The organism is Mycobacterium europaeum, from assembly GCF_002102155.1.
Classification (GTDB): Bacteria; Actinomycetota; Actinomycetes; order Mycobacteriales; family Mycobacteriaceae; genus Mycobacterium; species Mycobacterium europaeum.
The window spans coordinates 22,841-48,771 of record NZ_LQOU01000013.1 but is presented as its reverse complement, the minus strand read 5'-3'; the positions used below and the strand labels follow the sequence as shown (position 1 = coordinate 48,771).

The 25,931-nt window shown below is 68.9% G+C and carries 20 protein-coding genes; 8 read left to right on the top strand and 12 right to left on the bottom strand.

Features of this window, described 5'->3' with window-relative positions:
• The first annotated feature begins 68 nt into the window (after positions 1-68).
• Positions 69-428, top strand: coding sequence for a PAS domain S-box protein (locus AWC03_RS06355; protein WP_085239674.1), 360 nt, complete (start codon positions 69-71; stop codon positions 426-428).
• On the opposite strand, the gene AWC03_RS06350 is transcribed toward AWC03_RS06355, so the two are convergent.
• From AWC03_RS06350 to AWC03_RS06335, 4 genes are all read right to left on the bottom strand, one after another.
• A complete protein-coding gene (locus AWC03_RS06350; protein ID WP_085239673.1) occupies positions 425-1,438 on the bottom strand; it encodes a polysaccharide deacetylase family protein in 1,014 nt (337 codons plus the stop codon). The genes AWC03_RS06355 and AWC03_RS06350 overlap by 4 nt on opposite strands.
• Positions 1,439-1,451: 13 nt before the next feature.
• Entirely contained in the window at positions 1,452-3,452 is a 2,001-nt protein-coding gene (locus tag AWC03_RS06345) for a hypothetical protein (protein ID WP_085239672.1), read from the bottom strand.
• Positions 3,453-3,549: 97 nt separating this feature from the next.
• Positions 3,550-4,260: a TetR/AcrR family transcriptional regulator gene (locus tag AWC03_RS06340; protein ID WP_085239671.1), complete on the bottom strand. Its 711-nt coding sequence runs from the start codon at positions 4,258-4,260 to the stop codon at positions 3,550-3,552.
• Positions 4,261-4,388: 128 nt separating this feature from the next.
• Positions 4,389-5,066, bottom strand: coding sequence for a TetR/AcrR family transcriptional regulator (locus AWC03_RS06335; RefSeq protein ID WP_085239670.1), 678 nt, complete (start codon positions 5,064-5,066; stop codon positions 4,389-4,391).
• 707 nt (positions 5,067-5,773) lie between these two features.
• Here AWC03_RS06335 and AWC03_RS06330 point away from each other — a divergent pair.
• The 5 genes from AWC03_RS06330 (at position 5,774) to AWC03_RS06310 (ending at position 12,615) form a co-directional block, all read left to right on the top strand.
• Positions 5,774-6,997 carry a PPE family protein gene (locus AWC03_RS06330; protein ID WP_085239669.1) on the top strand — a complete coding sequence of 408 codons (1,224 nt, stop codon included), beginning with the start codon at positions 5,774-5,776 and terminating at the stop codon, positions 6,995-6,997.
• A 58-nt stretch (positions 6,998-7,055) separates the two neighbouring features.
• Positions 7,056-7,628, top strand: coding sequence for a dTDP-4-dehydrorhamnose 3,5-epimerase family protein (locus tag AWC03_RS06325; RefSeq protein ID WP_085239668.1), 573 nt, complete (start codon positions 7,056-7,058; stop codon positions 7,626-7,628).
• Positions 7,629-7,693: 65 nt separating this feature from the next.
• Positions 7,694-9,199: a sugar transferase gene (locus tag AWC03_RS06320; RefSeq protein WP_249025833.1), complete on the top strand. Its 1,506-nt coding sequence runs from the start codon at positions 7,694-7,696 to the stop codon at positions 9,197-9,199.
• A 6-nt stretch (positions 9,200-9,205) separates the two neighbouring features.
• Positions 9,206-10,669: an oligosaccharide flippase family protein gene (locus AWC03_RS06315; protein ID WP_085239666.1), complete on the top strand. Its 1,464-nt coding sequence runs from the start codon at positions 9,206-9,208 to the stop codon at positions 10,667-10,669.
• Positions 10,666-12,615, top strand: coding sequence for a glycosyltransferase (locus tag AWC03_RS06310; protein WP_085239665.1), 1,950 nt, complete (start codon positions 10,666-10,668; stop codon positions 12,613-12,615). Before AWC03_RS06315 ends, AWC03_RS06310 begins: the two co-directional genes overlap by 4 nt.
• 36 nt (positions 12,616-12,651) lie before the next feature.
• Here AWC03_RS06310 and AWC03_RS06305 read toward each other — a convergent pair whose 3' ends face one another.
• Positions 12,652-13,524, bottom strand: coding sequence for a hypothetical protein (locus AWC03_RS06305; protein ID WP_085239664.1), 873 nt, complete (start codon positions 13,522-13,524; stop codon positions 12,652-12,654).
• A 184-nt stretch (positions 13,525-13,708) separates the two neighbouring features.
• Between AWC03_RS06305 and AWC03_RS06300 the strand changes: the two genes are divergently transcribed.
• Together AWC03_RS06300 and AWC03_RS06295 are read left to right on the top strand one after the other, a co-directional pair.
• Positions 13,709-14,533 (top strand): class I SAM-dependent methyltransferase, encoded by an 825-nt coding sequence (locus AWC03_RS06300; protein ID WP_085239663.1) that lies wholly within the window; start codon positions 13,709-13,711, stop codon positions 14,531-14,533.
• An 11-nt stretch (positions 14,534-14,544) separates the two neighbouring features.
• Positions 14,545-15,588 carry a glycosyltransferase family 4 protein gene (locus AWC03_RS06295; protein WP_211279213.1) on the top strand — a complete coding sequence of 348 codons (1,044 nt, stop codon included), beginning with the start codon at positions 14,545-14,547 and terminating at the stop codon, positions 15,586-15,588.
• Positions 15,589-15,592: 4 nt separating this feature from the next.
• Here the strand turns inward: AWC03_RS06295 and AWC03_RS06290 are convergent, their stop codons facing one another.
• The 7 genes from AWC03_RS06290 to AWC03_RS06260 all read right to left on the bottom strand — a co-directional run bounded on the left by AWC03_RS06290 (position 15,593) and on the right by AWC03_RS06260 (position 25,877).
• Entirely contained in the window at positions 15,593-17,296 is a 1,704-nt protein-coding gene (locus AWC03_RS06290) for an FAD-dependent oxidoreductase (protein ID WP_085239661.1), read from the bottom strand.
• Positions 17,293-18,204: an aldo/keto reductase gene (locus AWC03_RS06285; RefSeq protein WP_208859364.1), complete on the bottom strand. Its 912-nt coding sequence runs from the start codon at positions 18,202-18,204 to the stop codon at positions 17,293-17,295. Before AWC03_RS06285 ends, AWC03_RS06290 begins: the two co-directional genes overlap by 4 nt.
• A gap of 31 nt (positions 18,205-18,235) precedes the next feature.
• A complete protein-coding gene (locus AWC03_RS06280; protein WP_085239660.1) occupies positions 18,236-19,249 on the bottom strand; it encodes a glycosyltransferase family 4 protein in 1,014 nt (337 codons plus the stop codon).
• The gene (locus AWC03_RS06275) at positions 19,246-20,721 is read right to left on the bottom strand and encodes an O-antigen ligase family protein (protein WP_085239659.1); all 1,476 of its coding nucleotides are present in this window, start codon (positions 20,719-20,721) and stop codon (positions 19,246-19,248) included. Before AWC03_RS06275 ends, AWC03_RS06280 begins: the two co-directional genes overlap by 4 nt.
• Positions 20,718-22,175 carry a tyrosine-protein kinase domain-containing protein gene (locus AWC03_RS06270; protein ID WP_085239658.1) on the bottom strand — a complete coding sequence of 486 codons (1,458 nt, stop codon included), beginning with the start codon at positions 22,173-22,175 and terminating at the stop codon, positions 20,718-20,720. Before AWC03_RS06270 ends, AWC03_RS06275 begins: the two co-directional genes overlap by 4 nt.
• A gap of 152 nt (positions 22,176-22,327) precedes the next feature.
• On the bottom strand, positions 22,328-24,004 hold the full coding sequence (locus tag AWC03_RS06265) for a copper resistance CopC family protein (protein WP_085239657.1): 1,677 nt from the start codon (positions 24,002-24,004) through the stop codon (positions 22,328-22,330).
• 10 nt (positions 24,005-24,014) lie between these two features.
• Positions 24,015-25,877, bottom strand: coding sequence for a putative bifunctional diguanylate cyclase/phosphodiesterase (locus tag AWC03_RS06260; RefSeq protein WP_085239706.1), 1,863 nt, complete (start codon positions 25,875-25,877; stop codon positions 24,015-24,017).
• Positions 25,878-25,931 lie beyond the last annotated feature (54 nt).

Sequence of the window (25,931 nt, the reverse complement as noted above, 5' to 3'; positions counted from 1 at the left end):
TTGCCTATGTTATGCGCCATAATCGGCCGGTGGAGCGACGACGTAATCGGCAACACGGGGACTCGCCGATGACGGCCTTGAAGCAGTTGCCGGCACTGGTTGTGCTAGAGCGGATCCCGATTCCCGTGCTGGCCATCGAGAATGACGGCCGCATCCTTTTTTCCAACGCCGCGTTCGCCGAGATGATGGGTTACGAGCCGGAGGAGGTCTTGTCGCTTCGGTTTCATGAGATCTTCCATCACGCGCCGGACTCGGATGTGTTATCCGTCGTTCATTCGCTGGCCAATATGGTTGTCGAACTGCAGCACAAGGACGGTTCGGTGGTGCGCGCCCTGATGAGCAAGTCGGCGGCGATGCGGGCCGACGACCAGTTCGTCCTCGCAGCTTTCCAGGACCTGACCGAACAGCTGTGGAAGGAAGACCGCTAGCCGCGTCTTCCCGGGCGGCGCGGCAGGCCGCCGGAGACCAGCAACCGGAAGTGGCCGAAAGACGCATCGCTCGAGACCGCCAGCCGCGGCAACGCCAGCGGGTCGCAGCGGGGGTCGGCGAACCCCGGCCTGGTCGACAACGCCCAGCGGATGCCACGGTCGCGCAGCGCGTCCCTGGCGCGGTCGTCGAAGTCGCGCGGGCGACCGTTGGGATACGCGAAAACCCTTGGCCGGCGCCCGGTCTCGCGTTCGAGCGCAGCGCACGAATCGGCGATCTCGCGCTTCACCTTGTCGTCGTCGCAGCGGGCGAGGATCGGGTGGGTCACCGAGTGCGGATGCAGCGTCACCAGGCCGTCGCCGGCCATCGCGCGCGCCTCTTCCCAGGACAGCATCCGGAATGGGCCGCCGTCGCCGTCGTCGCGGTGCCCCAGCGCGCCCAGAACGTCGTCCAGCGCCCCGAGCCGGTCGGCGTCGGGCAGGCCTTTCAACCCCTCCACCGCGGCGGCATAGGCCTTCGCGCGGTGCGCCATGCCGACGAGGGAGTGCACGCCCAGTCCCAACGCGGTCAGATCGACCTCGGTCGCCGCGGTGCGGGCGATCGCCAGCCAGAGCCGGTCGGGCCACAACGTTTCGCCGCTGCCGATCGCGCCGGTCGCCAGGAACACCGCCGCGGGAAGTCCCAGTTCGCGCAGCACCGGGACCGCGCGCGTGGCGAGGTTGCGCGTGCCGTCGTCGAACGTGATCGCCACCGCACGGGGCGGCAACGTCCCGTCGGCGAGCCGCTCCAGAGCCTCCTCGAGCGGCAGGACATTGAAATGCCTGTGGAGATATGCGATTTGGCGGCGGTACAGCGCCGCGTCGAGCACGTGCCGGCAGGCCGGCGACAGCGGTTGGTCTTCGACCCCGTGGAACATCACGATGGCAAGCTTGTGGCGGTGTCGCGCCCGGGTGAACGCCGGAACGCCCACCGCGCAGAGCAGCACCGCCACGAGATTCCTGACTCGTGCCATCAGGCGCCGAAACCTAACGGCGCCGCCAGGATTCGCGCCGGACCCGCCACACGATCACGCCTGCGCCGACGATGGCCACGGCGACCCAGCCCGCGCCGAACCACCACAGCCAGTCAGAGTCACCCGAGTGGCCCTGCGATCCCGCGGCCGGCCCGGCCGCGGGCGATTGCTCGACGGTGACCGGGTCCTGCCCGCCCGGGGCGGAGACCACCGCGACACCTTTGAGCCGTTGCCAGCGCTTGTTATCGCCGTTGAGCCAGCGGATCAGCTCGTCGAGCTGCCCGGGCGCCCCGTTGGACGTCGCCACCAACAGCGACCTGCCCCGGTTGAAAACCGTTTGGAGAGAGGCAAACCGAAGCCCGGGGTCGAGCGTGAGCTTGGCGGGCCTGCCGTCGGATTCGACGGCGTTGACGGTGATCGGTCCGCTGGGCCCCGCGGACACCGGCAGCGTGACATTGGAGTGATTCCAGCCGTCGGCGGCGATCAATATCGCGGGATCCGACGAGTCGATCGCCTGTTGCACACCGGTGACCGTGGTGTAGAGCGGCACGGAGCTGATTCGCTGCAGGCCCACCACGAGGTTGACCGCCCGGACCGTGTCGCTCAACGAGTGGGGCTCGATGCCCACCTGCACCCGCGGCATCAGGGACTGCGGCACCGACTGGAAGCCGTCCGGCACCGGCGGGGCGGCCGGGCTGGTCTGAATCGTGCTGTCGCCGTTGATGTTCAACGTGAGGAGCTGGTTGCCGGGCCCGGCGGTGTAGAAGTCGCCGCAATGCCCCGTGTTGGCCGCAACGTCCAAGACCAGGTCGAGGCTGGTGTATCGCTGCAGGAGGCGATCGGGCACGTCGAGCCAGCGATCGATGGTGCCGTGGCCGTCGGTGGGCCAGTGATCGACGGTCTCCGGGCCGATCGTCACGGCGATCTGGCCGCCGATGTTGCCTGGGGTCGGGGTGTAGGACCCCTGCAGGTGCACGCGCACGTCGTGCACGGACCGCCCGAACTTGGTCTGGTCCAGTCCGATCGACACCCGCGGCTGCAGCGACGTGGCGTTGACGACCGGCTGCCCGAGTTCACGCAGCGTGACGGAGTTACCCAGTTGCTGCGGGCGCGGCTTCAATTGTTCCACCGCCGCCTTGGAAGACATGGCGAGCTGCGACACGTCGTTGAACAGCACGGCCGTGTTCGATTCGTCGGACTGCCCGAGCGGTCCCGACATCAGCAACCAGGGCACCCCGGCGGGACCCTGAAGCGAAAGGCCGTTGTCGGGGCCCTCTTTGACGACGATCTGGCGTTCCAGTGATTGCGGCGGCCCCGGGGGCGCCGCCTGCCCGTCCGCCAGCGGGATCACGGCTATGTCGGGCGTCTGTCTGCCGTAGTGACTGGCCGCGGCCGCGGCCAGTTGGATCGCCGTGTCCGACTCGTTCGGCGACGGCGATTGCGGCAGATAGATGGACAGCTTCCGCAGCACCGGGGGCAGGAAATGGGCCACGGTGGTGGGCGGCAGTTCGACCCCGGTGTAGGTGATCGATCCGTTGGTCAGGCGCAGCGGGCTCTCCGGGTACAGGCAGTATCCGTCCAACGGCACCAGGTAGGAACGCAGGGTCACCGACAGCCAGTTGTCGTTGATCTCCGCGCCCGCCAGCGGGATGACGATCGGCGTCTGATCGGCCGACGGCAGATTCAGTCGCGCGATGGTGCGCTCCCCCTGCGTCACGGTGAGCAACCCGGACCGCAGATTGATCGGCAGTTCGACGGTGGCGTTCAGCGCTGTCGGTGTCAGCCCGTGCAAGACCGGCACGGTCAGCTGCTGGCTGCTCGTCAGGCCCCAGAACTCCAGCATGGGGGCGGACCCGATGTCGGTCAGCGACAGGGTCGGCGAGTCCGCCGCCGTAACCGGGTCGCCGGGCGCGGCCCACGACGCCGGGGCGCTCATCACCAAAAATCCGGAGACGGCGGCCAGCGCCACCGCTTTGCCCAGGCGTCTCGGGTACATCACCGGAACAGTATGCATCGTCAAAAGCGCGTCAAGCCCGGTTATCGAACCACCGTCTGGACGACCGCGAAAGAGGATGCGGCACATCCGGCCCGAACCTCGGCGGTTGGATGGTCTATCCGATGAGGGGCTCGGTGTCGGCGTCTGCGCGCGGCGCGGCGCTCGGGGCATGGCGCATCACTTCTCGACCGAGGTATTGCCGGAAGTAGGGAAGCGACGCGTCGGTGACGGTGCCGGGCAGCAGCAGTTCCAGGATCTGACGCAGGCGCCCGGCGATGTCGCCGGCGATGGGCCGGCCGGCGTCGCGGCGAGCTATCGCGTTGAATACCAACCGCGTTCCGAACATGGCTCCGACGAGGAACTCGGAGAGCACTTGGGGGTCGACGTCGTTGCGAAGGTCACCCTCGCCGATCGCCCGCCGGGCCTGCTCTTCGATCGACGCCGCCAGGTTCGCATAGAAGCTCGCGGCGGCGTCGTTCAATCCGCTTAACGCAGAGGCCAATTGCTCGGCCGTGCGAACCATCTCGTCCGAGTTCAGCACTTCCACGATGGTGAAGGCGCCGTGCAGCAGATTCTCCAGTCCCGGGGACGACGACCCGCATACGTTGCGGAATGCGGTGAGAAGGTTGTCGGAGCCCTCCTTGAGGATCTCGGACGCCAGCGATTCCTTGGAATCGAAGTGGTGGTAGAGGGCGCCCTTGGTCATCCCCGTCCGCTCGATGATCGAGCCCCAGCCGGCGGCGGCATATCCGACTTCGCCGAACACCTCCATCGCGGCATCGAGGATCTTGCGCCGAGTGGCCTCGGATCGGATCTGGCGCGCCACTGTCTCTACACCTCCGGAGTCGCGTCGGATGCGCGTAGCCGTCGGTCTGGGCCTCACATCGACCGCCAAGGCGTCCAAGGTTAGCAGCCGACGCGAGGGCGGGCGGGCGGTGTGGCCAACCGCGTGAATTACGGCGAATCTTCCCCGGTCGATCCGGCATTGACGGCGAGCGCCGCACGCCGCCTTAGGAATTGGCGGAAGTAATCGGCTCGGTCCGGTCGCAGGATTCCGCCCAGGATGAGCATCCAGCATCTCTCCAGGTCGAGCAGGAATCGTTCCGGCTCGTCGAGATTGCTGGTCTTCCGCAGCCCCATGTGCAGGGACACCATCAGGCGTCCCACGTCGTGGGGCTCGCATTGGCCGTCGATGTCCCCCTCGTCAATGGCCTGCTGAACCACCCCCGACAGCGCGTTCACCCATCCGTTCATCAAGGTGTCCCGCAGTCCCTCCGCCGACCCGACCGACTCGATCAGGTTCAGGCCGGCCCTGACCAGATCGGTCTTGATGTCCTGGACGGCGATCAGATACGAGAAGTCGATCAGGGTTTCCAGACCGGAAAGCCCCCTGGTCATCAGGTCTCCCACCGCGACGGTGGCCGCGGCGATCTGCTTGTCGATGAGTTCGGCCGCGAGGGCGTGTTTGGACTTGAAGTGGAAATACATCGCGCCCTTGGTCAGCTGCGCTTCCGCGAGAATGTCGTCGAGACCGACCTCGTGGTATGGCCGGCGCGCGAACTGATGCGAGGCGGCCCGCAGTATCTGTCGGCGCGTCGCGTCGGCGCGCCCGTCGCCCGAGTGGGTCGTCATCGGACGTGCCGGCTCAACTCTGGTTCGGCCGCCAGGCCGCGAGGGTGGGGCGGAGACTCGAATCCGGCAGTGATGCCGGTTCGCGCGCCGACACCGTGGCTGTCGCGAGCGATCTTGCCAGGGGTAACGACCCTGACCCGGTCGTTCCCCATCAGGTTGATGAGCAGGGCATACACCTCGGTTCTCAGACGGTCTGAAACGACACCGACCGGCCACCCCCGGCAGTTCTTGGCCAAGTCCGAGATTAGCAGCCGGAGGCTCCCGCTTGACGCGGCCGCAAATACCTGTAGTGCGGATCACAGGATCTTTGCAGACTATTAGTATGTTTTCTGCGCTATTATCAAGGTGTCAGTTTGTAGGCGAGCGCTGCACAGACTCCCCCGTTCGACCATCTGAGCAGCCGATACACCCCGATGCCGGGCCACCTGTAGGGCGTAAGGAGAGGCACATGCCGGTCGTGACCACGAGGCCACGCGGGCTGGCGGCGCCAGCAGGTAGAACACCCAGGAAGGGACCATGTGCCTTCCTGGTCGCGGGCCAAATACTCTTAGCAAGCAACGGCCAACCAGAGCATACTTTTAGTATGTTTAATCCCGGGTTACCTGCGGTGGAGTACGCCGCCGCTGCCACGTCCGCTCACGCCCCTGCCCCAGTGTGCGGACGTTCGGGCGCGGCGACTCGCGCCGCCCGCAAGGCCGGGGCGTGACGTGATCGATTTCGGTGCCTTCCCGCCGGAGTTCAACTCCGCGCGGATGTACGCCGGCCCCGGCCCGATTTCCCTGGTGGCCGCCGCCGTGGCCTGGGACAGCCTTGCCGCCGAATTACATTCCGCCGCAAGTTGTTACCGGACGGTGATCGCGGGCCTGACGACCGGGCGCTGGATGGGCCCGTCGTCGTTGGCCATGGCATCCGCCTACGCCCCCTACATGGCGTGGACCGCCGGGGCGGCCGCACGGGCGGCGGAGGCGGCCGGTCAGGCCCGACTCGCCGTCGAAGTGTATGAAGCCGCCTTCGCGATGACCGTCCCCCCACCGGCCATCGCCGCCAACCGGGTTCAGCTCGCGACGCTGGTCGCCACCAACTTCTTCGGCCAGAACGCCGCGGCGATCGCGGCCACCGAGGCCGAATACGGCGAGATGTGGGCGCAGGACGCCGCGGCGATGTACGAGTACGCCGCGGGCTCGGCGGTCGCTTGCGAAGTGACCCCGTTCAGCCCGGCGCCGGACGTCACCAACCCAGCGGGCGTTGCCAGCCAGAGCAGCGCGGTCGCCCAGGCGGAAACGTTGGCGGCGACGCACACGTCCCTCTCGCACGTGATGTCGTCGGTGCCCACCACCCTGCAAGGGCTTTCGTCGCCGATGACCGCCGGGACCGTCACGCTGGGCGAGGCGGGTGCCGGTGCGGGCAGCGCGGCCGGCACGGCCGGCACGGCGACCAGTTCGGCCGCTTCGTCGCTGATGAACAGCCTGGTGTCCAGTCTGCCCAGCTCGCTTCCCACCTACTTCATGGCGGGCGCGACGCCGCTATACGGGATGTCCTCCATCCTCGGCATGGCCCAGACCGCGCAGGGCCTGGCGAACGGGGCGATGCAGGCCGCGGGCACTGCTGCCGCGGGGGCGGCGAGCGCGGCGAGCACGGGCGCGGGCGCGCTCGGATCCATCGGATCACTCGGGTCGGGCGTGATAGGCAGCCTGGGCAGCGCGGCCTCGCTGGGCCCGCTGGCGGTGCCGGCGAGTTGGACCAGCGTGATCCCGGCGGCCCAGAGCGCCGCGTCCGCATTGCCGACGATCAGCCTCGCCAGCGCCAACACGCCGCCCAGCATCATGGGCTCGCTGCCGCGCCTGGTCGCCGCGTCGGGCAAGAACCTCGGGCCGCGGTACGGGGTCATCCCGACCGTGATGACGCGCCCGCCGTCCGGTGGATACGCGTAGGCCATCGCATGAACGCAGACCAGTCCATGGGCGCGGCCCGTTGCGGAAGGATCGGCAAGTGAAGTACACGCCCACCCAGATCGCCGGCGTGACGATCATCGACCTGGAGCCCCAACGCGACCACCGCGGGTTCTCGTCGCGGTCCTTCTGCGCAGACGAATTCGCCAGCCGGGGGCTGACTTTCGACGTCACCCAGACGAACATCTTCTTCAACTACACCCGCGGCACCGTGCGGGGTCTGCACCATCGGACCCCGCCCTACGCGCAGACCCAGCTGGTCCGCTGTACCCGCGGCGCCATCGCCGCCGTCGCCGTGGACATCCGGCCCGGGTCGCAGACCTACGGCGACCACGTCATGGTCGAGTTGAGCGCGGACAACTACCGGGCGCTGTTCCTGCCGCCGTTCGTCGCGCACGGTTTCCAGACCCTGATCGACAACACCGAAGTCAGCTATCAGGTCAGCGGCCAGCCCGCGCCGTCAGATGAGCAGGGATTCCACTGGAACGACCCCGAATTCGGGATCGCGTGGCCGCTGCCGGTGACCGTCATCTCCGAGCGGGACGCCAGTTGGCCCGCGCGAACGCCGAGCTTCACGCCGATCGGGAGAGCAGCGTCATGTCTAACCAGTTGATGACCCAGGAATTGGTGGACGTCGTGCACGTCGAACCGGGACCGCTCGAGCGCAGACCGGCCGCCATGACGTCGTGGACTCACCACCGGCCGAGCCCAGTGCCGGTCGCCGCCGCCCCGGCGCCCTCCCCCGTCGCGAATCCCATCCGGCGCTGGCAGCACCGGTATTCGCAGCATCTGCGCATCACCGACGCGCTGATCGTGTGCGCGTCGGTGCTGCTGGCCCAGTACGTCCGCTTCGGGGAGATCGCCAACACTTCGGGCTACTCGGACGTGGTCATGACGCTGTTCTCGTTCCTGTTCGCGGCGCTGTGGTTGTCGTCGCTGACGGTCTTCCAAACCCGCTCGCCGCGGGTCATCGGCGCCGGCATCGACGAGTACCGGCGGATCGGCAGCGCATCATTCTGGACGTTCGGGATCATCGCGATGGTCACGCTGCTCGCCAAGGTCGACCTGGCCCGCGGGTATCTGGCGATCGCGCTTCCGGTCGGGACCATCGGCCTGTTGGCGAGCCGCAGCCTGTGGCGCAAGCACGTCGGCCGCCTGCGGGGGCGCGGCCAATGCCAGACGGCGGTCCTGGCGATCGGGGATCGCCAGGCGGTCACCCACCTGGCCCGCGAACTGACCCGCAACCCGCTGGACGGCTATGTCGTGGTGGGAGTCTGCATTCCGGGCTATGGGCGACCGCGTGGCAGCACCCTCACCATCGGTGGCCGCGAGGTCCCGATCCTCGGTGACGTCGCCCACGTGGCGGACGCGATTCGCAGCTGCGGCGCGGACACCGTGGCGGTCACGCAGACCGATCACTTCGGGATGCACGGGATCCGGGAGCTGATGTGGCAGCTCGAGACGATGGACGTCGACGTCGTCGTGTCGCCCGGGGTGATGGACGTCGCCGAAACGCGCCTGACGCTGCGCCCCACCGCGGGCATGCCGCTGCTGCACGTGGAGAAGCCGCAATACGAAGGGACGCAACGCTTCCAGAAGCAGGTCTTCGATTTCGTCTTCTCACTGGCGGCGCTGATCGCCACCGCGCCGATCCTCATCGCGGCCGCTCTCGCGATCAAGCTCACCAGCAAGGGGCCGGTGTTCTACCCGTCCGAACGGATCGGCATCGACGGAAAGCCCTTCACGATGCTCAAGTTCCGGACGATGACCGTCGGCGCCGACGCCCAGCTCGATCAGCTGCTGGCGCTCAACGAAGGCGCCGGCGGGGTGCTGTTCAAGATGCGCCAGGACCCGCGGGTCACGCCGGTCGGCCGGATCTTGCGCCGGTTCAGCATCGACGAACTGCCCCAGTTCATCAACGTGCTCAGGGGCGACATGAGCGTCGTCGGGCCGCGCCCCCCGCTGCGGCGCGAGGTCGAGAACTACGACGGCGATGTGCGGCGCCGGCTCCTGGTGAAGCCGGGCGTCAGCGGACTGTGGCAGGTGAGCGGCCGCTCAGACCTTTCCTGGGAAGAGTCGGTGCGACTGGACCTGTCGTATGTCGACAACTGGTCGATGTCGGGTGATCTCATGATCATCGCCAAGACGATCAAGGCCGTTCTCACCAGTCACGGCGCATACTAGGGAGTCATGACTGAGCCGACGACGCCCGAGGCGGTCGTCCCGTCGGTGCCGCTCTCGCGAATGGCTCACGCCTTCTCGATTCAACTGGTCTCCCGCGCACTGGGGATGCTGGCCTCGGTGGTGTCGGTCGCGATGACCGCCCGCTACCTGGGCCCGGGCCGTTACGGCCAACTTTCCATCGCGGTGCTCTTCATCGCCATGTGGACCAGCCTGGCCGATCTCGGCATCGCCACGGTCATCGTGCGCCGCGTGACGTCCGGTCAGGGTGACCTCGAGCGCCTGGTGCGCGTGAACAGCGGCCTGGCCCTGATCTATTGCGTTCCGCTGGCGTTGCTGGCGGCCGGGTCGGGGTTGCTCATCTACCGGGACGCCGACGTCCGCGTGATGCTCGTGGTGCTGTCGGGCGCGCTGCTGATGCAGACCATGGTGACGCGGTTCGAACCGGTGTTCCTTGCCACCGTACGGTTTTCCGCGGTGGCCATCTCCGACTTCTCCGGCCGGCTGGGCGCACTGGTCATGGTCGCGTTCCTGGTCGCGACGCGGGCGGACGTCATCTGGTTCGCTGTCGCCCAACTCATCCCGCCCGCCGTGGCGCTGCTCATCCAGGGCACCGCGGCGATGCGGCACATCTCGGTGCGACCGGTCTTCGCAGCGCGCGAGGCCGCCGACCTGTTGCGGGAAAGCCTGCCGCTGATCGGGTTTCTGGTGGTCGGGCTCCTGTACTGCCGGGCCGACGGGGTCATCCTGTCGCTGCTGAGCACCCACTCCGAGGTGGGGGTGTACGGGTTGGCCTTCACGATCGCGTTCAACACCATCGTGGTGTCACTGGTGTTCCTCAAGTCCACGCTGTCGACGGCCACCGAGCTGTTCGCACGCGACGTCGCCGCGTTCGCCCGGTTCCTGCGCCGCAGCGTGGAGCTGATGTACTTCGTGGCCGTTCCCGTCGCGGTCGTCGGCGCCTTGTTGGCCGGACCGCTGATCTCGCTGTTCGGTGACAAGGCGTTCGTCGCCCGCGGGACGCCGACGTTGGCGCTGTTGTTCGTCGCGGCGGCCCTGCGATTCGTCAGCGGCACGCTGGGTCAGGGATTGGTCGCCAGCCATCACCAGCGGATCCTGTTCTGGTTGACGATCGCCACCCTGGTCCTCAACGTCGGGCTCAACCTCGCCCTCGCCGGGCGGTTCGGCGCCGTCGGACCCGGCGTCGCGCTGGTGTGCACCGAGTTCTTCAACATGGTGGTCAGCAGCTGGTGGCTGCGCCGCCACTGCGGTTACCGCACACCGGTGACGTTCTTGCTGCGGGTGTCGATCCCGACGGCGGCGAGTGTCGCGGTGACGCTGCTGCTCTGGGGTCACCACGTGGTCCTCGTCCTCGCCGCCGCCGCCGTCGCCTACCTGCTCACCAGCGCCGCGGCGGGCCCGCTGCGCTGGTCGGATCTGGCCGCCCTGCGCCGGAATCAGTTGGCGGCATGAAGCGTGAACTGGATCGGCAGTACCTGAAGGTTCCGGCCGGCGGCACGACGGAGCTGCCGCCCGAGCGGCCCCTGGCCGTGCTGATCGTGGCCACCGGCGGCCACGACGCGCTGGAGTCGTGCCTGGCCGGCGTCGCCGAGTGGCTGCCCGACCTGCCGGTCTACGTCCACGACTGCGGCGACGTGACGGGGCCGGCCGCCCGGCACCCGCGAGTCCACCGGGTGTCGGGGGCGGTGAAACTCGGCTGCGCCGAAGCATTTAACGCGTTGGTGCAGCACGCCCCGGGCGGCGCCGATCTGCTGCTGCTCGACGCGAGAGCGCGCCTGCTGGGACCGTTGACCCGCACCCGCGCGCTGCTGAGCCGGCCCGGGGTGGCGGCGGTTTCGCCGATGGCCCGCGACGACACGGCACCCGGCTGGGCGCCGTGGGACGTTGCGACCCGCCGCCGGACGCTGGTTCGCGAGCTGGCCGCGGGTCACCGGTACGCGCGGCGCGGCACGCCGATCGCGCGCCTGTACGCCCGCCAGCCTGCCGAATCGCAGTCCGTCGAGGGCGAATTGGACGCCGGCTGCCTGGCGATCAACCGCGCGGCGTGGGATGCCGTCGGCGGCTTCGACGAGGAATTCTGTTGCTTCGGTGCGGCAGCCGACTGGCAGGCCCGGGCCCGCGCGGCGGGCTGGCGGCTGCTGCTGGCCGACGAAGTCGGCGTCGACCGCTCGGGCCTCGACGACGCCGCGGGCACCGCCGCCCACCGCCGGCGGGTGAGCGACCTGGTGCGAGCCAACACCGCGCTGCTGCTCGAGCACCAGCACAGCGTGCACCACGCGGACGCGTACCTGGCCGGCACCACGCTGCCGGGGAGGGCGCGACGCGGGACGCGACGGGCCGCTGACGCCGGGCGGCGCGACGACCTGCCCTCGATCGTGATCACCACCAACCGCCTGGTCTATGGCGGCGCCGAGCGGCAAAAGGCTTTGCTGGCAGCGGAATTGGATCGTCGCGGCTACCCCGTCACCATCGTCTGCGTGCAGCGGTTCGGCCCGATGATCTCCGAGATCCCGGATACCGTGCGGGTGGTGCGCCAGCCGTGGTGGGCGCCGGCCGTCGACATCCCCGGGGATCCGGCGGTGCTCATCACCGCCGACACCAACACCGAGGCGGGCTTCGCGACACTGTGGCGCGCGGCCGCCGCCGGCCGGCGCTGGTTGGTCGCGCCGCACGTTCCGCCCGAGGAGGATCGGCCGATCTACTCGCGGCCGCTCACCGCCGCCATGCGCCGCTCCGACGGATTCATCGTTCTGGCGCAACGGCACTGGGACATGCTGGTCGCCCAGCATCGGCTGCGGGGACGGCGATTCGTCGCGCCCAACGGTGTCGCCCTCACCGGCGACCCGGCCCCGCACGTCCGGGCCGCCGGTGAACCCCTGCACCTGGTGATGCTCTCGCGCATCGTCGAGCACAAGAACCCGCACCTGCTGATCGAGGCGCTCGGTGACCTTCCCGACATGCCCTGGCGGCTCTCGATTTTCGGTGACGGCCCGGATCGGGAAAGGCTGCAACGGCAGACACCCGCCGGGTTGCGCGATCGGGTGCAGTGGCGGGGCTGGTCGGCGGGCCCCGGTCCCGCGCTGGCGGATGCGGACCTGCTGTGCGTCCCGAGCCGGTCCGAGGCGTTCCCGCTGGTGATTCTCGAAGCGATGGCACGCGCGGTTCCCGTTGCGGCATCGGCGGTTTGCGCGGTGCCCGAAATGCTCGACTTCGGCAGGGCGGGCTTCCTGGTCGAGCCCGTGTCGGTGTCGGGATGGCGGGATAGCCTGGCCCGGATACTGGCGAACCCCGACGCGCTGCCGTCGGTCGGGCGCCGTGGCTTCGAGCGGATGCGCAAGCACTACACGGTGGAGGCGATGACCGACGCCTATGTGGAAGCGATCAACGCGGTGCTGTGAACACGCTTCGCAGGCCGCGGCTTTCGTCCCGACGCGTCATCGTTCGGGACGCGGGCGCAGGATCTGCGCCACCGTGCGGAGGGACGTCTTGTGCTGACCGAAGCCGCCGTAGAGAAAGTACCTGGGCTCGGTGTAGATCTCCTCGATGTCCGTCGGCACGTCGGCGAAGTAGCCGGACAGGGCGGTGTCGATGAAGAACGCGTCGGAACCGGAGTGGGAGTTGCAGCACACCAGGCGGTAGTCGAAGCGGGCGAACAGCGCCGCATAGCTGCTCAGCGATGCCCCGAAGTAGTCGTCGGACTGCCAGACATGATCGGGGTCGTAGGCGATCTGGAACCGCACCGGCGGCGGGAACTTGCCGTTGTATTCGACGATGAACAGCTTGGGACGGATGCCGTCGGCCAAGAGCCTCTCGACCAGGTAGATGTCGTTGCCGTCGAGGTCGAGGGAGATCACGTCGACTCCGGTGGCGTCGATCCTCTGCTGGCAGGAGCGGGTCAGCGCAAGGATGTTGTCCGCGGTGATCCACGCCTTCTGGTAGGTGAACCGCGGGTGGTCTTCGACGGTGACGGCCAGGTCCTGTCCCCCCACCCAGAAGCCCTTCCAGCCCAGTGCGGCAAGGATCAGTGTGTTGTTCTCGGTCCCGTCGCCGACGCCGAACTCGGCGAACACGCCGTCGTCGAGCCGGCCGATCCGGCGCAGGATCTCCAGCGTTATTCCGTCCTCGTCGGTCGCCGAAAAGCATTTCTTGCCCGCGCGGTTGAGCGGGTTGGGATGGTTCGCCTTCAGCGACTGGGAATGGTCGAAAAGGATCAGATCCTTGAGCTGGTCCCGCGTTTCAGTGCCGAGGATGCGCCGGATCTTCTGCCGGAGCGTCTCTTTCGGTGGCGGTGTAGCGCTTCTGGCCATGGGAGATAGAAACTATCACGGCGATAGCCGAGCATTCCCCACGTTCGCTGAATAACGGTGGTGCACAACGGCGGTCCGCACCGAAATCGGCTGCCGATTCGCTTGCCCGCAGCACCGAAAGTGCCGTAGGTTCTGCATTGTCCTGGTGTTTGCTCGAGGCGCGGGACATGCGCGGGAGGATTTGATGGGCGTGCTGTGCCGCATCTGCAGTTCCGGCACCACCCTGGCGTTCACCCACAAAGTCCTCACCAAATACGACTGCAAGTACTACTTCTGCGACAACTGCGGCGGCCTGCAGACCGAGGAACCGTATTGGCTCGACGAGGCTTATGCGAGTCCCATCGCGGCGGCCGACACCACCATGCTGTGGCGCAATCAGTATCTCGCCCGGGCCATGTCGGTGCTGCTGTACTTCTTCTTCGATCACCGCGGCCGGTTTCTCGACGCGGCCGGGGGTTACGGCGTCTACACGCGACTGATGCGGGACATCGGCTTCGACTACTACTGGGCCGACAAACACTCCCCCAACCTGACCGCGCAGGGCTTCGACGCGGACGCCGGCCCCGGACCCCCGTACACCGTCGTCACCGCCTTCGAGGTGATGGAGCACCTGACGGACCCGATCGGCTTCGTCGCCGAGCTGCTTCAGACCACGGGCACCGACACCATCGTTTTCACAACCGAATTGTTCGATGGGCCCCCGCCCCCGCAGGACTGGATGTACTACGCCTTTGCCACCGGCCAGCACATCACCTTCTACCAGAGATCGACGCTGGAGTTCATCGGGAAGCGATTCGGCATGCAGTTCCACACCTCGAAGACGCGGTGGTGGCAACTCGGCGGCATGGGGCTGCACATCTGGACCCGCGCGAAGGTCAACCCGCTGGCGTGGCGGCTGCTTGCCTCGCCCCGTGTCACCGCCCTGCTCGCCGGCGTGCCGCGACGCGCGCTGCAGACCCGGATGTGGAGCGACGCCGACATCTTCCTTGAGGCCGACGACGAGCTATGAAATCTCCCCGGGTGCTGTGGCTTTCGCCCTGGACGCGACCGGCGGTGCGCGTGCAGGCCGAGGGGTTGTTGCGGCGGGGCGCCGAGGTGTTGCTGGTGACCTCGGATCGGCACCCCGAGTCCGATGCCGCCCGCGACTACGAGTTGGTACTCGATCCGCGCTTCAAGACCGCCGCGACCTGGCTCCCCACCGTGAAGGCGTGGCGCCGCATCCGCCGCTTTGCGCCCGACGTCGTGATCGCCGAGATCGTGCGCGACCCGCGCTGGATCGTGCTGGCCGGGCGGGCACCACGCATCCAGGTGGTGCACGACGACCAGCCGCACGATCCCGGCGAGCAGGTCCCCCCCTACGAACGCGCGGTATTCGACCGCTGGGGCGCCCGCTCGGCGGCCACCGTCACCTACAGCCGCTACGTCGCGACGGCCGTCTCCGCGCGGCGCGACGTCGCCGGCACACCGGTGCATGTGGTGCCGCTCGCCAGTGATGTTGACCCGCATAGGATTCCACCGTTCGTCGGGCCCGAAGGGCGCCGCGACTTCGTCATGTTCGGCCGGCTCAACCCGTACAAGAACGTCGACGTGGTGCTCGAGGCGTGGCGACGCCATCTCGCCGGCGGCGGCTGGCGCGGCGACGACCTGGTGCTCATCGGTGACGGGCCGCTGGACGCCGGCGCCCTGCCCGAACACACGCGCTGGCGCAACGGCAGCTACCGCTACGCCGACGTCATTCCGACGCTGGCCGCGGCGAAGGGTTCGGTGTGCCATTACCGGCGGGCGTCACAGAGCGGCGTGCAGGTGCTCTCGATGCAACTGGGTGTGATGCCGATCGTGTCCACCGCCGGCGCCCTGCCCGAGTACCAGCCACCGGGCTTCCCCCCGATCGGTGTCGACGATGTCGCCGGACTGGCGGCCGCTTTCGACCTGTTGGCCGACCCGTCGGTCGCGGCGCGGCTCGGCGCCCAGGCGGCGGGCCACTACGCGCAGCACTGCGACGTCGACATCGTCGCGCAGCGCTTCCTGGACGTCATCGCCGAGGTGCTGGCCGGCCGGCGCTGACGGCTCATGCGGTCCTGGAATCCGGACCGGCGCAAGGGGTTCGGGCGCGGGCGAGGCGTTCGGCGAGCCGCACGCCCAGCGCGATCCCGAGCAGTGTCGGGTTCGCCTGGCTCGACGTCGGCAGGACCGATGTGCTCGCGACGTACAACCCGCGCACCCCGTGAACCTGTAGGTGCGGGTCCACGACGCCGCCCTCTTCGGTGGTCGACATGCGCGTCGTTCCGGCCTGGTGGTAACCGGCGTGGCCGCCCAAGAACCCGCGCACCGACCCCTCGACGTCGTCGGTCAGCCATTCCACGCGTCCCACGCCGTGCCGGCGGAGGTGTTCATCGATCGTGGCGATGGCCGCGCGCACGCTCCGGTAGTCGGCGTCCGAGAAGTGGATGTGGGTGCGCAGCCTGCGCATGCCGAGGGCGTCGCGGTCGTCGGCGAGCTCGACCCGGCTCTCCCAGTGCGGAAGGTGCTCGCCGTGGTAGTGCAGCAGATACCGGCTGTCGGCGCTCTTCACGAAGAAGCCCGGCGCCTTACGGCCCCTGCGCAGGAACCGGGCGTAGGAGAAGGTGAGCGCGAACCGCAGCGACGGGAACAGGTCCCGCACGATGTTGCGCAGGTGCGCGAGGATCCGCGGCGGGCCGTCCGTCTCGGTGTGCTTTGCGCGGATCGCCTCCGCGAGCAGGAAACGGCCGACCGGGGAGATCAGCGTGAGGTAAACGCCGGACAGGATCCCGCTTCCGTGGCCGGGGTCGCTGATCGGCGGGTTGACCAGCCAGACAGCGGCATTCAGCATGGCCGCCTCGCGCTGCAGCCGCGGGTCCAGGGTGAAGCGCCGACGGACGTACACCCCGTCGTTGTCCCGCTCGTAGGCGTAGAGGACGCGATCGGTGGTGAACTGCACGCGCGCGACCCTGCCTTCGACGTGGGACATGTACCAGCGTCCGAGATGGCCGCCCCCGTTTCCCAGGCCCGCCGGATGGTGGCGGTCCGACGCGAGCAGCAGGCGAGTGGCCTCCAGACCGCCGGTCGCGATGACGTAGTCCGCGGCGACCACCCTGCCCTGGCGCCCGTCGAGCGTCTTGATCACGAGGTGGTCGACGCGGTCACCGGCCGGCGTCGTCACGATTTCGGTGCAGGTGAGGCCGGTCCACAAGGTGAGGCAGGGGGCGTCGCGCAGCTCGGTCCGGTACTCGCGGCCGAAACGCGTCGGCAGCGCCCAGCGCTCGAGGTCGGTGGTGCGCACGTCCCCATCGGGCAGCCCGGCGACCATGTCGGTCTGCGCCAGCTCCGGGACGTCGCGCGCGTTGAACTCCGCCCTCCCGCACGCGGCCCAATCGCACGCGCGTTGCAGGTACGGCTCGACGTCCTCATAGCGGATCGGCCAGGGCGCCTGCGCGGTGAGCGGGCGGTCCTCGAAATCGATCGGATCGAACATGACGCATCGGCCGCCCCACAATGCCGTGGTCCCGCCCACTTGCCGACGGATCATCAGCTCGCTGTGCGCATGGAGCTCGTCGTCCTGCAGTGACGCGAGGGTCGACAACTCCTGCGCCGCTTGGCTTTTGCGCTCCAGCCCACTTTCGATCAGCGCCACTTGGACACCGGACCGCGCGAGCTCGAGCGCCGTCGCGATGCCGATCGCGCCGGCCCCGACGACCACGACGTCGGTCTCGATCGTCGCGTTCGGGGCGAACTCGCGGGGCCCACGGATCACGCGGTGGCACCCCCGCCCACCTCCGCCGCCAGCGCCAGGAACCGCGCCACCGTCGCGGCGTCCGGCGGCGACGCGACGGCGCCCGCCGCTTCGGCGACCCGTCCCGGGTTGGTGGTGCTGTAAAGTATTGCGCGGCAACCGGTTGCGGCGGCTGACGATCCGAGGATCAGTTTGGGCAGCGCCCCGGGAGCCAGTGGGTCGAGCTGGAGGGCCTCGCGCCAGCGTTGCGCCAACGCCGGGTCGGAGCGCAGCGCCGCCGAGAGCGCGACGTATGACCTCTGCAGCACCCCGAACGCGAGATCCGCCGGGCGCGGCGGGGGGTGGAGCAGGTCGGCGCGAACCTGGCTCACGCCCGCGGGCGCGAACGCCGCGGCGAAATCCGTGTCCAGCCCCTCGTCCTGCGAGACACCCCAGGCGCGGATCTTGCCCTGCCGGTGGGCGCGTTCGAAGAAGTCACGGAGCTCGGCACCGGCGACGGTGTCCCCCGGGCGGGGACCGTGCAGGAACAAGATGTCGACGTAGTCGACGGCCAGCGCCGCGAGACTCTCGTCGAGGCTGCGCGCCGCGCCGGCCGCGTCGTACACGCGGGCGGTCCCGGGCGTCGCCTGCCGGCGCTTGACCGCGCGCCGCAGCGCCGGCGCCTGGCGCAGCAGCGCACGCGCCGGGGCCTGAAACCGGCCGAGCCGCCGGGCCAGGCCGCCCACATCGATGCCGAATTTGGTTGCCACGGTGACGCTGTCGCGTGGCACCGTGCGCAGGAACACCCCGAGCTCCGCCTCGGCCATCCCGAGCCCGTACATGCGTGCGGTGTCGAAGTGGGTGATCCCGTTGTCCACCGCGGCACCCAGCACGGCCATCCGTTCCTTGCGCGACGGTGACTGCATCAGACCGCCGCATCCGAAGCCCATCGCGCTGATGCTCAGCCGGGGCCCGGCGAGCTCAACCCGCCCCAACACTGCAGCCCTCATAGATCCGGCGCAGCTCCGCGTCGATGACGCGCGGACTCCGCGTCGCCGCGATGTGTTCCTGACCCCGGCGCCCGTCACGCTCGGCGAGGTCCGCATCGCGCAGGTACCGGCCGATCGCCGCCGCCAGGGCGGGCGCGTCGCCCACGGGTACGAGCATGCCCGGGTCCGAGGCGATCTCGGCCGTACCGCCGACGGGGGTCGCCACGAACGGTCGCGCGCCGGCGAGGGCCTCGGTCAGGATCATCGGCATGCCCTCGGCGAACGACGGGAGCGTCACCACCCGGACCGACCGGATCAGCTCGCGGACCCGGTCCGGATGCACCGGCGGCTCGACGGTCAGGCGCTCCGTGGGCGGCGGCGTGTAGTCGTCGACGACACCGACTATGCGGCAACGGCCTTCGATGCCCTCGGCGAGCAGCTGCCGCCAGGCCGCAACCAGCGTGTCGACACCCTTGCGCCGCCCGATGGTGCCGGCGAACAGCACCACCGGCGGTGTCGAACCGGCGCCGGGCGCGTCCCGGTCGATGGCGACCGGGTTCGCCACGATCGACACCGGCACCGCGGGCGCCACCCGTTTCGCGGCCGCGCGCGCCTCCTCCGACAAGACGATGATGTGGTCCGCCTTGCTCAGCGTGGACCGCACGAAACGCGGGCGCGACCGGGCGAACTCGGCGAAGTCCGAGCCGTGGATGGTGACGATGATCCGGAAGCCGCGCGCCCGCGCCAGCCGGATCAGCGGTCCTTCGCGCAACCAGGCGCCACCGTTGGACAAGTGGAAGTGCACGATGCTCGCGCGCGGCGCCCGGGCCAGCGCCGCCCCCGCGCGCACGGTGAGCACGAGGTTCCTGGCGTGGTGGCGCCCGTTCCACGTGGACAGCACGCGGATCTGGTCGGCGCCGATCATGTTGTCGCGGATGACCCGGATCACGGACTGCGTCCCGCCGAAGCTGTACATGTCGGGCCCGACGTGAATGACCGCAATCATTTTCGGTCGGCGGCCGGCTCCGGCACGCTGCGGTCGCCCGGGTGGCCCGCTTCGGAGTTCCTGCGCCGCAGCCCGGCGAATCCCATGGCCGTCCCCAGCGCCATACCCAAAGCCAGGGCGTCCATGGGCATTTCGGGCAGCGGCCACAGGGCGGATATCGCGAGCAGGCCGGCGCAGACCGCCGCGCTGATCTTCGCCGGGGCCGACGCGCAGCGCAGCGCCTTGACGACCGGCGTCAGCGCGAGCCAGGCGAACGCCGCCATGCCCACTGCCCCGGCCTTGGCCACCCACCATTGGTAGAACAGGTGCGAGTAGGTCGGTCCCAGCGTCCAGGCGAACGCCTTCGGATCGTTGCCCGACGGCAGCTGGTAGGCATACCCGAGGCCGTGGCCGAACAGCGGCGCCTGCGCGATCGCGGCGTTGAGGCGGGCGTTTTCCCGCAGCCTGTCCAGCGTCGACTCGTCGGTGGCGAGCGCGCTCGCCGAGACGCCGCCGAGCACCCGCTGGTTGAAAGCGGTGAATTGGTCGCTGAGCCAGGACCCGGCCTCCGAATGCTGCAGCACGAACAGCGACAGCGGCACCGTCAGCGCGAAGACGCCCAAGCTGATCGCGGCGACGGCGGCCGAACGCCGCAGGGCCGGCCAACCGAAATTGGCGAACAACGCGACGGTGGCGCCCACCGCCACGGCGATCAGCGTGTTCCGCGAGAAGGCCAGCAGCGAAATGATCAGCGCCGGCGGGCCGAAGGCGAGGTACGCCATCGGCCGGACGCGGCCGACGATCGACGCGGCAACCAGAGCGGTCAGCGTGGCGGTGGCCGGCGTCTGGGTGGACAGGACGATGCGCAGGGCCTGGCCGGCGCCCGTCGCCTCCTCCAGGCTCTCGGCCCGCCCGGCCAGCCGGATCGCGTGCAGGGAGCTGAAAATCGCCATGGCCGCCGAAAACCACAGCGTCACCACCATGACGCGCACGCAGAACCGCAGGTACCCGCCGTACACGATCAACAGCGCCAGCACGAACCCGATCACCATCTCGATCAGGGTGGTCGATTCGTGCAGGATCATCGTGGGGTCGTGCCCCAGCTGGAAGCCGACCACGGTGAAGTACAGGACGGTGAACACGAACATCGCCGGCAGCCAGAAGTCCCCGAACCGGGGTTTGACGACCGGGATCAGGTAGCCGATGGCCAGCACCGCGAGCACCTGATACGCGTAGATCGCCACCGGCCCAATGACTTTGCCGACGTGCAGGCCTTCGGGCAGCGCCGCGAACGCCAAGAACAACGTCACCCCCGCCATCCCCTCGCGCTTCACCCAGTACAGCACCAGGCAGAACGTCGCGGCGATCAGCAACGCGCCCTCGGTGGTTCGCCGCACCGCGAGCACGCCAAAGACGAAGCACCCGAACAGGAACACCGCCAGCAGCACGCCATCCACCGCGAGGCGATGGCGACCGGGCAGATACGGGATCACGCCGGCCCGCTGACCTTCGCCCGGTAGGTCTTGGCCGCGGCCCTGATGTGCAGGGCCGGCCGGGCATCGGTCAGCACGGTGCCGACCACCTCCGCGCCGGCCGCGCGCAGAGCGGTCAGCGCGTCGGTGAGTTCGTCGGCGGTGGTCCGGCGTGCCCGCACCACCAGCACGGTGGCCGAGACGGCGCCGGCGAGCAGTCCGCTGTCCGGCGTCGCCAGCACCGGCGGGCCGTCGACCACGACCCGGTCGAAACGTGACGACAGATCCAGCAGCACGCGGTCGATCACCTCGGGCAGAAACGCGCTGCAGGGCGGGGTTTCGCGGCGGGCGGAGCGCGACGCGAGGGTGAACAGCTTGGGAATCGGCGTCGGCTTCACCACCTCAGCGGCGCTGTCGGGATTGGCCAGCGCGTTCGCCAGCCCCTCTCCCGATTCGACCCGCAGCAGACCGGCGATCACACGCCGGCGCGTATCGCCCTCGACGAGCAAGACGTCTTCGTCGATCTCGGCCAGTGCCAGCGACAGGTTCAGCGCCGTGGTCGTGGTTCCCTCCCCACCGAACGGCGCCGTGACCAGGATCCGGCGGGCCTGCGGCCCCACCGCCCTGAGCAGCCGGGCGCGCAGCCCCCGCACGGCGTCGTCGAGGGCGGAGTCCACACCGAACCGCGGGGTGTTTCCGCGCCTGCCGGGGAGCTCGGCCAAGGTGGGCAGTCCCGAAAGCTGTTCCAGCTTCGCCCGAGAACGCACGGTGCGGTCGTTGGCCTCGCGGGCCACCGCCACCGCGATGGCCAGCAGTATCCCGGCGATGAACCCCATCGCCATGTTGCGCACGGGCACCGGCGTCACCGGGTGATCGGGCACCCGGGGCGCCTCCACCACCCTCGCCCTGGCCAACGGCATGGGTTTGACCACCGGTTGGCCCGGGGTTTCCGACGGTGGTGTGGTAGGCGGATTCGGCTCGCCGACGTCGGGCCGCGAGCCGGGGAGCGCGGGCACGGTCCGGCCGTTGGGGCCCGTGGTCGCACCGAGAGTCGGCACCAGCGCGGCGAACTGGTCGGCCATCGCTCCCGCGAGCGCCGCGGCACGGTTGGGGTCGGTGTCCTTGACGGTGATCGTGAAAAGCATGGATTTGGCGGTGTATTTCACCTGGGTCTGGCTCACCAGGGCGTCGGCGCTCATCGGGGCCTGAAGCTGATTGATCGCACGCTCGGCCACCGTCCGTCCGCCGGCGATCTGCGCATAGGACGACAACCGTTCCTGCGCGGTCAGCGTGCCGTTGTACAACTCGGTGAGGTCGGTGGCGCCCGGAAAGGAAATGAGGATAGTGGCCGTCGACTGGTAATGCTTCGTCTGCAACGCCGTAACGGCCGCGGCTCCGATCGTGCACGCCAGTAACGCCCCCAAGGCGAGCTTCCAGTGGGTGACGAGAGTGCGGACAAAGGTGCGGAAATCCATCCACTAACCTTTCTGGGCCGACGCCACGCGAATAGCGCCGAATTGATTTGCTTTACACTCGCCGCGCAAAGCCCAGTGCACATTATGCAGGATGGCCACGCGGCGTTGTCCCGATTGCAACGCGTTGTCGATACGTTTGCTGGCGACCATGATCATCGGGGCGGGGCAGGAGTCAGGGCGTCGCGTGGTATGTCCAGGGTTGCCAGCGGATACCCCCCGGATTCGTCGCGTCCGGAGCGCGCCAGCCGCATGGGCGGATAGTTCACCACGTGCGACGCGTCCGGCTTGTGTTGCTGCCAATCCACGGAAGCGCGCAGCGTGTAGTGCCCTGGCGCCAACCCGGCCAGGTCGACGGTCACCGATTCGGTGAACGACGCCGGGGCGGGGTGATCGCCGGCGCCCTCCCCGGACGGGACCAGCTTGCTCAGCGCCACGGCGGTCGGCAGCGTGCGGACCACCGCGCCGGAGAAATCGACGAGTCGGTAGCTGGGCACCCATTTCTCGACCGCGGCGGCCGAGCCGTAGTTGGTCCACACCACCGATATCGTCACGGCGCGATCGCGAAACGATTCCGATCCCGGTCGCGCCTCCACCGAGTACCGATAACCGGCCGAGACGTTGGCTCGCGCCCACAACAGGTACAGGGCCGGGTCCATCGGGGTGGCAGAATCCACGGCCGGGAAGTTGAAACTCGACGTCATCGACACGTGGTACTTCACGACGTCGCGCAGGCCCTTTTCGTAGTAGGAGCGCGCAGTGGTGCCGTCGGGCAACTGGCACCACTCGCTGATCACCGGGGCCGACGCCAGCCGGTCCTTCAGCCGGTCGACAAGTGGGTCCTTGGTGTGCACGTAGTACGAGCCGTCGGATTCTGCCCAAACGGGCAACGGCGCGTATACACCGAGGCAATCCGAGCGGATGCCGACTGGCGCCGACACCTTCTTGGTGACATCGTCGGCGAGCAGCTCACGCACGATTTCCGGGTTCAGCGCGGTGGTCACCAACCGGGTGTGGGGAAAGGCGCTCACGTTCGCCGCGACGAGCTGGCCGATGGCCGCCTTGGTGATGCTCTGATCGCGAAACTGGCTGTAGTAACCCAGCTTTGCGATGCTCTGCTCGGGTGAGGGGCCCGGTGCGCCCAGCGTGTCACGCAGATAGGCGATGTGGTTCTCACTGAAGTCCCCGTAGCCGGAGAACTCGAAAACGCTGAGCCGCTCGTCGCCGTCGTAACGGCGGCCGAGCGCGGCAAGCAGCTGTCCGAAGGCGTTCAGGTAGCCGGGGTCGTTCCAGTTCGGCACCACCTGCGCCACCCCGGGGGTCCACCAGTATCGTTGCGGCCCGGTGTAGGTGGTGGATGCGGGGCGCATCCAATCGGGGATGGCGATGTTGGTGTTGTTCGCGTAGGTGACGTCGCAGCAGGAGCTGTAGGCGAACACGCGAAGGGTGAGCCGCATGTTGCGTGCGGCCAGCTTCGCCAGCGCGTCGTCGATCACGCTGAAGTCGAACTTGCGCTCGTCGGGAGCGTCGGGGGGCAGGGTGTTCGGATCGGTGGGCTGCAGCTGCCGCCACGAAACCCGCAGGCTGGCGTCGTAGGACGCGGGCCACGGCGGATAGCGTCGCTGCGCGGGATTGCCCTGCGGGAACAGCGGCATCAGGAGGTCTTCGTATTGGCCCCGCAGGGGATTGGCCACCTCCTGCACGCCCAGCGGTATGGCGGGACTGGCCACCGGGGACAACGGATTGGGCTCGCTGTGGCCGCCGCATCCGCTCAACAGCGTCACCGCGCACGCGACGAGCAGCGCCGCGCCCGTTCTCCATGTTGCGACCATCGGTGCGATGCTAGATGCCGCCCGTCGGCAACGCCTTGCGGTCGGCCAAAAAAGGCATCGACAGCCAGCGCGCGGCGAATAGGGCTTCCATCGCATCGCCGGGAACCGGACGCGACAACAGGAAACCCTGCGCCCGGCGGCACCCGTGCTGAATCAAAGTCGTTGCCGCCAAAGGTGTTTCCACACCCTCGGCAACGACTTCCAGACCGAAGGCCTCGGCCAGGCCGATGATGGCGCGAACGATCGCCAGGTCGCCGGCGTTGTTACCCAGGTCGCGCACGAACCCGGTGTCGATCTTGAGCATGTCGACCGGCAGGGACTTCAGGTGCGACAACACCGCGTAGCCGGTGCCGAAGTCGTCGATGGCCAGCTGGACACCCACTTCCTTGAGCTCCGCCAACGTCTTTCGAGTGGTGTCGATGTCGTGCACAACGGCGCGCTCGGTGATCTCCAGGCACACCGAGCCGGCGTCGAGCCCGAACTCGTCGATGGTGTCGGCGACGTCGCGCACGAAACCCCGGGTGATGAGCTGGAGAGGTGACACGTTGATGCGCATGACCGCCCCTTGGCCGACGCCCTTGGCCCGCCAGCTGCTGAACTCGGCGCACGCGGTGCGCATCACCCAGCGGCCCAACTCCGCCGCCAGGTTGGTCGACTCGGCGATGCCGATGAAGGAGTCGGGCAGCAGCAGACCCCAGATCGGGTGCCGCCAGCGCACCAGCGCCTCCGCGCCCACGATGGCGCCCGTCGACAGGTCGACCTCGGGCAGGTAGTGCAGGAGCAACGCCTCGCTGCCGATGTCGCCTTGCAGGTGCAGCTCGATGTCGTTGCGGAACGCGCGTTTGAGCGACATGTCGTCGGTGGACACCGCGATCTGGTTGCCGCCGCCGCGTTTGGCCGTCAGCACCGCCTCGTCGGCGCGGCGGAGCAGGTCGGTGCAGTTGTCTTTTCCCGGCTCGCCGACCGCCAGGCCGATGCTGACCGTGCGGCTGATCACGTGGCCGCCGATGGCCAGCCGCTCGCACAGCATCCCCGAGAGGCGCCGGGCGAACGACTCCGCGGCCTCCGGCGACATCGGCTGGTCGGGGACGACGACGAACTCGTCACCGCCCAACCGGGCGATCGTGCTGTTGGGGGCGCAGATCCGGATGCGTTGCGCGAAGATGCGGATGAACCAGTCACCTGCGGTGTGGCCGAGGTAGTCGTTGATCGGCTTGAGCCGGTCGAGGTCGAGGTACATCACCGCGACGGGCCCGGGGCATCCCGTGGCCAGCCGTCCGGACAGGTGCGCGACCAGCGCGCGACGGTTGTAGAGGCCGGTCAGATCGTCGTGCTCGGCGAGATAACGCAGCTTTTCTTCCGCCGCGATGCGGGCCTGCAGCTGTGCGAACAGCGCCGCGACCGCCTCGAGCGTGTTGATCTCTTCCTGCTCCCACTTGCGGGCACCGAACTTCACGAAGCCGAGCAAGCCGATGGTTGTCTCGCCCGAGACCAGCGGTGCGGCCGCCACGGAGGGGGAGGCGGCCGCTTTCGCCCCGCCGAGCCGGCGCCGGACATAGCGTTTGGACTGCGCGGGGCGGATCACCACCGGTTTGTGCCCGTGCCCGCACTGGGCGAGGACCGACTCGGCGAGGTCCAGCTGAGCGAAGCCCGTCGGATCCGGGTCCGCGGCGTCCGAGCGGGGCGGCCACTCGGCCACCAGCGCGGGGGTCCGGGTGTGCGGGTCGAGGTGCTGCAGGAAGCTGGCGTCCACGTCGAACTGTTGGACGAGTTGCGCGAGGATCTTCTCGCTCACCAGGATGGCCGTCGCGGCCGTGGCCTCCATCAACTGGGTGGCGACGGAGGTGACGACCAGGTCCAGGCTGCGTGACACGGTCTCCTCCGATACGGGCATACATCCCACCGGGCGGCGACCGTGGTGACGGTT

What these genes read in the sequence shown, in the direction of transcription:
- AWC03_RS06280 (WP_085239660.1), bottom strand. Translation starts at nt 19,249, where the DNA reads ATGATTGCGGTCATTCACGTCGGGCCCGACATGTACAGCTTCGGCGGG.
- AWC03_RS06320 (WP_249025833.1), top strand. Translation starts at nt 7,694, where the DNA reads ATGACGTCGTGGACTCACCACCGGCCGAGCCCAGTGCCGGTCGCCGCC.
- AWC03_RS06305 (WP_085239664.1), bottom strand. Translation starts at nt 13,524, where the DNA reads ATGGCCAGAAGCGCTACACCGCCACCGAAAGAGACGCTCCGGCAGAAG.
- AWC03_RS06335 (WP_085239670.1), bottom strand. Translation starts at nt 5,066, where the DNA reads ATGACGACCCACTCGGGCGACGGGCGCGCCGACGCGACGCGCCGACAG.
- AWC03_RS06285 (WP_208859364.1), bottom strand. Translation starts at nt 18,204, where the DNA reads ATGGGCTTCGGATGCGGCGGTCTGATGCAGTCACCGTCGCGCAAGGAA.
- AWC03_RS06310 (WP_085239665.1), top strand. Translation starts at nt 10,666, where the DNA reads ATGAAGCGTGAACTGGATCGGCAGTACCTGAAGGTTCCGGCCGGCGGC.
- AWC03_RS06345 (WP_085239672.1), bottom strand. Translation starts at nt 3,452, where the DNA reads ATGCATACTGTTCCGGTGATGTACCCGAGACGCCTGGGCAAAGCGGTG.
- AWC03_RS06270 (WP_085239658.1), bottom strand. Translation starts at nt 22,175, where the DNA reads ATGGATTTCCGCACCTTTGTCCGCACTCTCGTCACCCACTGGAAGCTC.
- AWC03_RS06350 (WP_085239673.1), bottom strand. Translation starts at nt 1,438, where the DNA reads ATGGCACGAGTCAGGAATCTCGTGGCGGTGCTGCTCTGCGCGGTGGGC.
- AWC03_RS06355 (WP_085239674.1), top strand. Translation starts at nt 69, where the DNA reads ATGACGGCCTTGAAGCAGTTGCCGGCACTGGTTGTGCTAGAGCGGATC.
- AWC03_RS06265 (WP_085239657.1), bottom strand. Translation starts at nt 24,004, where the DNA reads ATGGTCGCAACATGGAGAACGGGCGCGGCGCTGCTCGTCGCGTGCGCG.
- AWC03_RS06315 (WP_085239666.1), top strand. Translation starts at nt 9,206, where the DNA reads ATGACTGAGCCGACGACGCCCGAGGCGGTCGTCCCGTCGGTGCCGCTC.
- AWC03_RS06300 (WP_085239663.1), top strand. Translation starts at nt 13,709, where the DNA reads ATGGGCGTGCTGTGCCGCATCTGCAGTTCCGGCACCACCCTGGCGTTC.